This is a genomic window from Streptomyces tricolor (assembly GCF_002155905.1).
GTDB classification, from domain to species: domain Bacteria; phylum Actinomycetota; class Actinomycetes; order Streptomycetales; family Streptomycetaceae; genus Streptomyces; species Streptomyces tricolor.
The window spans coordinates 1-9,997 of sequence record NZ_MUMF01000081.1 but is presented as its reverse complement, the minus strand read 5'-3'; the positions used below and the strand labels follow the sequence as shown (position 1 = coordinate 9,997).

7 protein-coding genes are annotated in these 9,997 nt (G+C 73.8%); 4 read left to right on the top strand and 3 right to left on the bottom strand.

Annotated elements, in window-relative coordinates:
* Positions 1-286 precede the first annotated feature (286 nt).
* On the top strand, positions 287-973 hold the full coding sequence (locus CCN44_RS06910) for a DUF5701 family protein (protein WP_059253781.1): 687 nt from the start codon (positions 287-289) through the stop codon (positions 971-973).
* A 112-nt stretch (positions 974-1,085) separates the two neighbouring features.
* Here CCN44_RS06910 and CCN44_RS06905 read toward each other — a convergent pair whose 3' ends face one another.
* From CCN44_RS06905 to CCN44_RS06895, 3 genes are all read right to left on the bottom strand, one after another.
* Positions 1,086-1,877, bottom strand: coding sequence for a S1 family peptidase (locus CCN44_RS06905; protein WP_086697139.1), 792 nt, complete (start codon positions 1,875-1,877; stop codon positions 1,086-1,088).
* Between the two features lie 208 nt (positions 1,878-2,085).
* The gene (locus CCN44_RS06900; RefSeq protein ID WP_189397004.1) at positions 2,086-4,941 is read right to left on the bottom strand and encodes an ATP-binding protein; all 2,856 of its coding nucleotides are present in this window, start codon (positions 4,939-4,941) and stop codon (positions 2,086-2,088) included.
* 154 nt (positions 4,942-5,095) lie between these two features.
* Complete coding sequence (locus CCN44_RS06895; RefSeq protein WP_059253787.1) at positions 5,096-5,926, bottom strand: helix-turn-helix transcriptional regulator; 831 nt, start codon at positions 5,924-5,926, stop codon at positions 5,096-5,098.
* Between the two features lie 236 nt (positions 5,927-6,162).
* Here CCN44_RS06895 and CCN44_RS06890 point away from each other — a divergent pair, with 236 nt between their 5' ends.
* The 3 genes from CCN44_RS06890 to CCN44_RS06880 all read left to right on the top strand — a co-directional run.
* On the top strand, positions 6,163-7,836 hold the full coding sequence (locus CCN44_RS06890; RefSeq protein ID WP_086697138.1) for an AMP-binding protein: 1,674 nt from the start codon (positions 6,163-6,165) through the stop codon (positions 7,834-7,836).
* The gene (locus tag CCN44_RS06885; RefSeq protein ID WP_086697137.1) at positions 7,833-9,425 is read left to right on the top strand and encodes an AMP-binding protein; all 1,593 of its coding nucleotides are present in this window, start codon (positions 7,833-7,835) and stop codon (positions 9,423-9,425) included. The genes CCN44_RS06890 and CCN44_RS06885 overlap by 4 nt, the downstream gene beginning before the upstream one ends.
* 142 nt (positions 9,426-9,567) lie before the next feature.
* The coding region (locus tag CCN44_RS06880) for an effector-associated constant component EACC1 (RefSeq protein ID WP_086697136.1) at positions 9,568-9,997 on the top strand (430 nt) is incomplete at its 3' end.

Genomic DNA, 9,997 nt, shown 5'->3' with positions numbered 1-9,997 from the left:
CGCCCCGCTTCCTGCCCGAGTTCGACAACCTCCTGCTCGCCCACGCCGACCGCGCCCGGCTCGTGATCGAGACCTTCGGCGAGCCGACCAGGGCTCAGCGGGCGGCGGCACCCGGGTGCCGCGCACGACATCCGGTTCGGGGACGTCGTACGGCGGTGAGGCGCCCCGCGGGCGGCGTCCGCACCGCCCGCCCCGCGCCCGCGCGAAGCTTCGCATCCGGACGGGAACGTTCCGTGGGGTCGTGGCGTTGCCCCGTCGTCCACTTGTCACCGTCCCTGGGAGCATCGTGCCCGAAACGACGTCCGCACCCGTCACCGCCGTCCCCGCGCTCCCGGCCCCGAGCGCGCAGGCCGAGCGGCTGATCGAGCTGGGGGTGCACCGGCTCGCCGGGCTGTCCGCCGCCGAGCTGCGCGCCTTCGCCGCGAGCGCCGAGACCGCAGCCGCCGAGGCCGCCGCGGACGGCGGGGTGCTGCTCGCCGTCCATCCGGACCGGGCGCCGGCCTCCGCCCTCGCGCCGCTGCTGCGCCGCGACGGCAAGCCCGGCTTCGTGGTCAGCGACATGTCCGATGTCGACCTCTTCGCCCCGCTGGACACGGTCGCGCTGCCCGACGCCCCGCTCTACCTGCTCACCGGAGTCGACCGCGGCGACCGGATGGCCAACTGGAGCCCGGACGAGGCGCTGCCCGCCCTCACCGCCGAGGCCCGCACCCCGCTGCTGGTCTCCGAGGGGATCCACTGGGTGCTGCAGCAGCCCGCCGCGCTGGAGCGCAACCACTGCTTCATGACCATCGGCTCCCGGCTGCGCAAGGCCAACGGCGCCCTGGACGCCCGTACCCCGGCGCTCTGGATCAGCAACGGCACCGGACGGGACGGCCGCGAGCGCCGCGACGCCCCCAAGGTCGGCTGGTGCTGGGCCGGCAACCGGCACACCTGGCTGGGCTTCGCCTCCGCGACGGACCGCCGGACGGCGTGAGCCGGGCACCGGATCGCCGGAGCATTGGATAGGGGGCGGTTGCGGGCCGCTCGTGGTGGCCCGCAACCGCCCCCCGGCACTCACCCGAGGGGTGCTCGGGAAGTCTTCCGGGTTACGAGTTGACCTGCGCGGTCACCAGGTCCGAGAAGGTGGTCAGCCGGGTGTAGACACCCGGGTAACCGGCCTCCGCGCACCCCTCGCCCCAGGAAGTGATCCCTGCCAGGACGCCCCCGATGAGCAGGGGACCGCCGCTGTCGCCCTGGCAGGTGTCCACGCCGCCGGAGGTGTATCCGGCGCACACCATGTCGGACTGGACGAAGTCCGAACCGTAGGAGGAACGGCAGCTGGAGTCGGACACGACCGGGACGGTCGCGGTCCGCAGCTGGTTGGAGGAGCTGCCGTTCTCCGAGGTGGTGCCCCAGCCGAGGATGCGGGCCGTGGTGCCGGCCGCGTACACGCTCGTCTGGCTGGAGGAGACGTACTTGGCCGTGGTGTACGGCATCGACGTCGACAGGGTCAGCACGGCCACGTCGTCGCCGTTGGTGGCGTCCGTGTAGTCCGGGTTGATCCAGATCTTGCTGACCCGGCTCACCGTGCCGTTGGTGCCGTTCAGGTACGTCCGGCCGCCGACCACGCGGACGCTGCTCGTGGTCTCGCCGACCATGCAGTGCGCGGCCGTCACCACCTTCGTGGGCGCCACCAGGGTGCCGCCGCAGAACTGGTTCTGGGACGCGTCCGTGATCTGCATCATGAACGGGTACGCGGTCGTCGTGGTGGTCGTACCGCCGACGATGGGCTGGGGCGCGCCACTCGCCGTGGGGGCGGCGAGCAGCGCGGTCGCCGCGGCGGCGGCGGTGGCCACCAGGGTCGCGGCGGTCTTTCTGGCACGTGTGAGCCCGAACATGAGTCTCCTCAGTGGGGGTTGCACCGGTGGGGGATCGCGCGGGTGTGTGTGGGGTGTGCACGGGGGTCGAGGACCGACCCCCGTGTGCCCGGGCGAGCGGCACGCCCCTTACGCTAGGACCCGGAACCCTCGGCTCCCAATGAGGGAACCCCCTAGGGGGTTGGGTGAGGGAAAACCCTCGGTCCGGTTCAGTTAACAAGAGCGCCGCTCAGGTCGCGCGGCGACCTGCCGCCAATCGGACGATGTCGACGCGCGACCGGATCCCCAGCTTGCGGTAGACCCGGGTCAGGGTCGCCTCCACCGTCTTCACGCTGATGAACAGCCGGGCCGCGATCTCCCGGTTGGTGGCGCCCTCCATGACGAGCGCGGCGACCTGACGCTCCATCGCGGCCAGCACGGCCAGGGCGGCCGGCGCGTCCGGCGCGGCCGGCACCGGCTCCGGTTCGGAGGTGGTGCGGGATTCCTCCACTTGGCGCAGCCAGGGCAGCGCCCGGCAGCGCCGGAACATCCGGGCGGCCTCGTCGAAGGCCGGCGCCGCGCCGGCCACGCCCTCCCGGCCGCCGGTGCCCGCGGCCGTGCGTCTGCCGCGCAGCCGGGCCAGCGCGAACGCGGCCCGCGCCTCCTCCAGGCCGTAGCCGAGCTTGCCGAGCCGGTCCTGAGCGGACGTCAGCTGGGCGAGCGCGGCCTCCAGGTCGCCGCGGGCGGCCCGCACCAGGGCCTCGGACCGGTCCAGTACGGCGAGGACGCTCTCCCGGCCGAGCCGCAGCGCGTGTTCCCGGCTCGCGTCGATGACGTCCTGCGCCTCGGCGGGTTCACCGATCCGGACCAGCGCCTCGGCGAGGTCGCCCTGCCAGCGGCCGCGGGCCGGGTCGGTGATGCCGAGCCCCAGCTCCAGGCTGCGCACCCGGCGCAGCGAACGCACGGTGCCCGCCGGGTCCCCGGCCACCAGCTGGGCGTACCCGAGGGCGCCCAGCGCCCGGGAGAGGTACATCTGGTCGCCGTCCTCCTCGGCGTGGTCCACCGCCTCCCGGGCGAGCACCAGCGCCCGGTCGACATCGCCGCCGGAGGCCTCCGCGAGCGAGGTGAGCATCGCCGAGGCGGTCTCGCCTATCCCCGAGTCGCGGGCCAGCCGCAGGCTGTCGCGGGCCAGGTCGAGGGCGCGCCCGCAGTGTCCGGCGCGCAGTTCCGTCTCGGCGAGGCCGCGCAGGAAGTGCACCTCGCTCTCCACCGAGCCGCGCCGGCGGACCTCGCGCAGCAGCGCGGTGACGGTGGCCCGGGCCTCGGCCAGCTGGTCGCCCATGACCAGCCAGCGGAACCGGGCGCTGCCGGCGCCGTTGTGATGGCAGGCCACCCGGGGGTCCTGGGGTTCCTTCAGGGCCCGTTTGATGGTGCGGGGCGCCTCCGGATGGCCCATCAGGGTCTCGGTCTGCGCCTGGAAGGCCAGGGCGAGCAGCTCGGTGCGCCGGTCCTGGCCGCGCGCGGCCAGTTCGGCGGCGTGCGCGGCGGCCTCCCGGGCCTCGGTGAAGTCGCCCTCGACGATCAGCGCCCGCCAGGCCAGCTGGTAGTGGACGAGGGCGAGCAGCCGGGGGTCGTCACCGGCGTCGGCGAGGGCCTGCGGGAAGACGGCGTCGACCTCGGCCATGGTGTGGCCGGCGGTGTCGATGACGATGATCCAGGCCCGCACCCGGTCGGCGGGCACGGTGGCCCGGGCCAGCACCTCCCGGGCGATGTCGCGGGCCAGGTCGACCTCGCCGGCGGTGATGGCGTCCTCGGCGGCGGCGAGCCGGCGCTCCTCCTGGCTCGGGGTGCCGTCGGCGGGGGTGTGCCGGGCGGCGAGCAGGCCCAGCTGGGCGGCGACCGAGGGGGCCCCGCGGTCCCGGGCGAGGGCGGCGGCCTCGGCGAGCCGGGCGGCGACCTCCGGGTCGGTGCCGGTGGTGGCGAGGGCCAGGTGCCGGGCCCGTTCTATCGGGTCGGAGGCGGCGGTGGACAGCGCCGCGTGCGCGGCCCGCCGTTCGTGCGCGGGTGCCTCCGCGTACAGCGCGGCGGAGATCAGCGGGTGCGCGAACCGTACGGCGGGCGCGTCGGGCTCGGTGGCCAGCAGCCCGAGTTCGGCCGCCTGCGCGCACTCGGCCTCGGCGTTCTCCCGGCCGGCCGCGTGCAGCAGGGCCGGGGTGGGGCGGGCGCCGGCGCTGGCCACCAGCAGGGTGCGGCGGGCCTCCACCGAGAGCATGTCCAGCCGGCTGAGGACCAGGGCGCGCAGCGAGGTCGGCACCGGCAGCGGCTCGCCCGGCCGGGGCGGGGTGGGGCTGTCGGCGAGGGCGCGGCCCAGTTCCAGGGCGAACAGCGGGTTGCCGCCGCTGGTGCGGTGGATCTCGCGGACCGTGGAGCGGGACAGGCCGCCGTGGCCGCGGTGGTCGAGCAGCTGGGCGACCTGGGTGCGGGAGAGCGGGCCCAGCCGGACCGCGAGGGTGCCGGGCGGGCAGGCGCGCAGATGGCGGTCGTACTCCTGGCTCTCCTGGCCCTCCGTGCGTACCGCGCACAGCAGTTGCACCGGGGTGCCCTCCAGGCGCCGGGCGGCGAAGCCGAGGAGTTCGGCGCTGGCCGGGTCCAGCCACTGCAGGTCGTCGGCGACGATCAGGACCGGGCCGTGGGCGGCCAGGGCGCGCAGCGCGGAGAGCACGGCCAGCCGCAGGGCGAGGCCGTCGCGCTGAAGGCTGGACTCGCCGCGGCCGGTGAGCGCCGACTCCAGGGCGGTGCGCTGGGCGGCGGGCAGCCGGGACGCGACCTCGTCGAGGACCAGGCCGAGGAGGTCGGCGAGGGCGAGGAAGGGGAGGTGGGATTCGGACTCCGTCGCCGAGCAGCGCAAGACGGTGCGCGCGGTGGCGCCGTATTCCTCGGCCAATGCCCGCAGGATGGTGGATTTCCCTATTCCGGCGGGGCCGTGGAGCAGCACACTGCCCCCCGAGGCGAGTTGCTCACGGGCGCCGGCGAACAGCTCCTCGCGGCCGATGACCAGGTCGGGGCGGCACCTGGCAGGCTCCTGGAAGTCCCGTCGCACGGTCACCGCTCCCCTCGTGTGTCGTGTCCGGGCCAAATTCTAGGCAACGATCCTTGAAATTCGGACGGAAGCCGTGGTGAGGGAAATAACAAACGGTCAAGCAGAGGGAAATTCAAAGCGGCGCCGGATGAATGGGCAGGTTTCCTTACCGCCTTCGGGTCTACGGAAGCAGCCCCGCCCTGCGGGCCGCGGTCACCGCCTCCCCTCGTGTGTGCGCGCCCAGCTTCCGCATCGCCGCACGCAGATAGCCCTTCACCGTCTCCGGGCGCAGGCCCAGCCGCTCGGCCACCGCCGCGTTGGTCGCTCCCGCCGCCACCCAGGACAGCACGTCCAGCTCGCGTGGCGCCAGGGTCACGCCCCCGGCTCGTGGCTGCGCGGTCAGCAGACCGCACGCGGCCAGCAGTTCGGCCCGCAGTTCCGGGTCGCCGATCCGGGGCGCCAGCGCCCGCAGCGCCGCGTGCGCCTCGCGGACCTGTTCCCAGGCGGCGCCCTGACCGGTGCCGGCCTCCTCCGGCCGGGCCGCCGCCAGCAGCCCCCGTGCCTCGTCCCGCACCGCCAGCGCCTGCTCCACGTCCCGCGCCGCCGCCACCGCCGCGCCCAGCGTGCGGTCGCCGAGCGGCTGGGCCGAGCGCAGCGCGCCGTACAGCACCCCGCGCACCCGGCGCCGGACCACCACCGGCACCGCGAGCACCGCGCGGATGCCCTCGGCGGCCACCGGTACGTCGTACTCGTGGCTGATCTGCCGGGAGCTGGAGTAGTCGGTCACCGCGCACGGCCGGGCCAGCGCCACCGCCTTGCCGCCGAGCCCGCTGCCGGAGGTCACCGCGAGCGAGCGCAGCGCGGCCGTGGTCGTACCGCTCAGCTCGCTGATGCGGATCCGCGGCCGGCCGGACTCCACCAGGCCGCCGAAGGCGACGGGCAGCCCTGTCGCCCGCCGCAGCCGGGCCAGCGCGCCACCGATCTCCACCGCCCCCACCGCGTCTGCCGTCACCTGTCGCTCCTTCGGCCGCCCACACCCCCGTTCGGGGGTAGTGAGACCTGCATCACGGATTAGACGATGCCAGAGAGCCGCCCGGCAATGGCCGGGAAACGAGGGAGTGCACCGGAGGGCGCGCCGGTGTTCGGGCGTGCGACCGCGCGGGGCCCGCAGGGGCCGAGCGCGGTCGCGGCCCGGCACCGGCCGGCAGCGCCCGCGGGTGGACGACCGGACGAGCACGGAGGACGCTGATGACGACGGCGACGGAGGAGTTCCGCAGGGCACGGGACTTCCTGCTGGAGCACCGTGAGGACTATGCCACCGCCTACGAGGGCTTCCGCTGGCCCAGGCCGGACCGCTTCAACTGGGCGCTGGACTGGTTCGACGTGATCGCCGCCGGCAACGACCGCACCGCGCTGCACATCGTCGAGGAGGACGGCGGCGAGACCCGGCTGTCCTTCGCCGAACTGGCCGAGCGGTCGAACCGGGTCGCCCGGTGGCTGCGGGAACGCGGGGTCGCCGCGGAGGACCGCGTCCTGGTCATGCTGGGCAACCAGACCGAGCTGTGGGAGACCGCGCTGGCCGCGATGAAGCTGCGCGCGGTGGTCATCCCGGCGACACCGCTGCTCGGCCCGGCCGACCTGCGCGACCGGGTGGAGCGGGGCCGGGTGAAGCATGTGATCGTGCGCGCCGAGGACACGGCGAAGTTCGCCGACGTGCCCGGCGCCTACACCCGGATCGCGGTCGGCGGCCTGCCGGAGGAGGGCTGGGAGCCGTACGAGGACGCGTACGCGGCCCCCGCCGAATTCCTTCCCGACGGCCCGACGCTGGCCGACGACCCGCTGATGCTCTACTTCACCTCGGGCACCACCGCCCGCCCCAAGCTGGTCGAGCACACCCACACCTCGTACCCCGTCGGCCACCTGACCACCATGTACTGGATCGGGCTCAGGCCGGGCGACGTGCACCTGAACATCTCCTCGCCCGGCTGGGCCAAGCACGCCTGGTCCAACCTGTTCGCGCCGTGGAACGCGGAGGCGACCGTCTTCGTCTTCAACTACACCCGCTTCGACGCCGCCCGGCTGATGGCCGAGATGGACCGGGTCGGCGTGACCACCTTCTGCGCGCCGCCGACCGTGTGGCGGATGCTCATCCAGGCGGACCTCGGCCAACTGCGCACGCCGCCCCGCGAGATCGTGGCCGCCGGCGAGCCGCTCAACCCCGAGGTCATCGAGCAGGTCCGGCGTGCCTGGGGGGTGACCGTCCGGGACGGCTTCGGGCAGACCGAGACCGCCGTGCAGGTCTCCAACAGCCCCGGCCAGCCCCTCAAGACCGGCTCCATGGGGCGCCCCAGCCCCGGCTTCCGGGTGGAGCTGCTCGACCCGGTCTCCGGCGCGCCCGGCGCCACCGAGGGCGAGATCGCGCTCGACCTCGCCGAGCGCCCGGTCGGCGTGATGACCGGTTACCACGGCGACCCCGAGCGCACGGCGGAGGCGATGGCGGGCGGCTACTACCGCACCGGGGACATCGCCTCCCGGGACGAAGAGGGGTATCTCACCTATGTCGGGCGCAGCGACGATGTGTTCAAGGCCTCGGACTACAAGGTGAGTCCGTTCGAGCTGGAGAGCGCGCTGCTGGAGCACGAGGCGGTGGCCGAGGCCGCCGTCGTGCCCGCCCCGGACGCGCTGCGGCTCGCCGTCCCCAAGGCGTACGTCGTCCTCGCCGAGGGCTGGCAGCCCGGCCCCGACACCGCGAAGGCTCTCTTCGAGCACTCCCGCGAGGTGCTCGCGCCGTACAAGCGCATCCGCCGGCTGGAGTTCGGCGCGCTGCCCAAGACCGTGTCCGGCAAGATCCGCCGGATCGAGCTGCGCGAGGCCACGGCGGCCGGCTCGGCGAACGAGTACCGCGAGGAGGACTTCCGGTGACCGCGCCGCTGTCGTACACGCACGGGACGAGCCCGACCGCCCTGCTCGGCGACACCATCGGCGCCAACCTGGACCGGGCGGTGGCGGCCTGGCCGGACCGCGAGGCCCTGGTGGACGTGCCGACCGGACGGCGCTGGACCTACGCGCAGTTCGGCGCGGCCGTCGAGGAACTGGCGCGGGCCCTGGCCGCCGGCGGGGTCGCCAAGGGCGACCGGGTGGGCATCTGGGCGGTCAACTGCCCCGAGTGGGTCCTGGTCCAGTACGCCACCGCCCGCATCGGCGCCATCATGGTCAACATCAACCCCGCCTACCGCACCCACGAGGTCGAGTACGTCCTCAAGCAGGCCGGTGTCTCCCTGCTGTTCGCCTCGCTGCGCCACAAGACGAGCGACTACCGGGCGATGGCCGAGCAGGTGCGGGGCGACTGCCCCGGCCTGCGCGAGATCGTGTACTTCGGCGACCCGAGCTGGGAGGCGCTGCTCGGCCGGGCGACGCCCGAGGTGTCGTACCCGGAGCTGTCCTGCGACGACCCCATCAACATCCAGTACACCTCGGGCACGACGGGCTTCCCCAAAGGGGCCACCCTCTCCCACCACAACATCCTCAACAACGGTTACTTCGTGGGGGAGTCGATCGCCTACACCGAGCAGGACCGGATCTGCATTCCCGTCCCGTTCTACCACTGCTTCGGCATGGTCATGGGCAACCTGGCGGCCACCACGCACGGCGCCTGCATGGTCATCCCGGCCCCGTCCTTCGACCCGGCGGCCACCCTGAACGCCGTGCAGCAGGAACGGTGCACGTCCCTGTACGGCGTCCCGACCATGTTCATCGCGGAGCTGAACCTCCCGGACTTCGCCTCCTACGACCTCTCCACCCTGCGCACCGGCATCATGGCGGGCTCCCCGTGCCCGGTGGAGGTGATGAAACGGGTGGTCGCCGAGATGCACATGGAGCAGGTCTCCATCTGCTACGGCATGACGGAGACCTCGCCGGTGTCCCTCCAGACGCGGATCGAGGACGACCTGGAGCACCGCACCGCCACCGTCGGCCGGGTCCTGCCCCACCTGGAGGTCAAGGTCGTCGACCCCGCCACCGGGGTGACCCGGCCGCGCGGCACGGCGGGCGAGTTGTGCACCCGCGGCTACAGCGTGATGCTCGGCTACTGGAACGAACCGGACCGGACGGCCGAGGTGATCGACGCGGGCCGCTGGATGCACACCGGGGACCTGGCGGTGATGCGCGAGGACGGGTACGTCGAGATCGTCGGCCGGATCAAGGACATGATCATCCGGGGTGGCGAGAACATCTACCCGCGCGAGATCGAGGAGTTCCTGTACGCCCACCCGAAGATCCGGGACGTCCAGGTGATCGGGGTGCCGCACGAGCGCTACGGCGAGGAGGTCCTCGCCTGCGTCATCCCCGGCGACCCGGCGGACCCGCTCACGCTGGAGGAACTGCGGGAGTTCTGCGCGGGCCGGCTCGCCCACTACAAGATCCCCAGCCGGCTCCGGATCCTCGACTCCTTCCCGATGACGGTGTCCGGAAAGGTCCGCAAGGTGGAACTGCGGGAGACGTACGGGAGATGACCCGCGCCCCTCGCTGTCCAGGGGATTCCGCCCGGTTCGTGGTCCGGTGCCCCTGAGCTGTCGGGTCTCTCCGCCACGGCCGGTTTGTCCGGTGTCGGCCGGTGGGATCCTGACAGAGGGGGGAGGCATCGTGAACCGTGCCATGAGTGAGATCACGATCAGTCTGCCGGACACCGGCCCTGCCGGGGACCGCGACGAGACGGCGCTGTTCGATCTGAAACGCCGTCTGACGGCCGAGGACGACGCCAGGGGGCGGCTGCGTGTGGTCGCGCAGCCGCCCGCGCAGGGCACCCTCGGCGTCCCGGCGGACGTGCTGATGCTGCTGGTCGAGCCCGGCGCGCTGGCCGTGCTGGCGTCCGTGCTGGTGACCTGGCTGCGCGGCCGGAGGTCCACCGTACGGCTGGAGATCCGGCGTGGGGACGGCAAGGAGCTGTCCCTCTCCGCGGACCGGGTCGCCGGACTCGACGGTGAGCGGCTGCGCGGTCTCGTCGAAGAGATCGCGGACGCCCTCCAGGCCCCCGAGAGCCGCCCGCCGGCCGTCGAGCGGGCCGGCCGGGACGCCGAGGACGCCG

Bases quoted from the DNA above. Each gene is read 5' to 3' on its own strand.
- CCN44_RS06905 (WP_086697139.1), bottom strand. From the start codon at position 1,877: ATGTTCGGGCTCACACGTGCCAGAAAGACCGCCGCGACCCTGGTGGCC.
- CCN44_RS06890 (WP_086697138.1), top strand. From the start codon at position 6,163: ATGACGACGGCGACGGAGGAGTTCCGCAGGGCACGGGACTTCCTGCTG.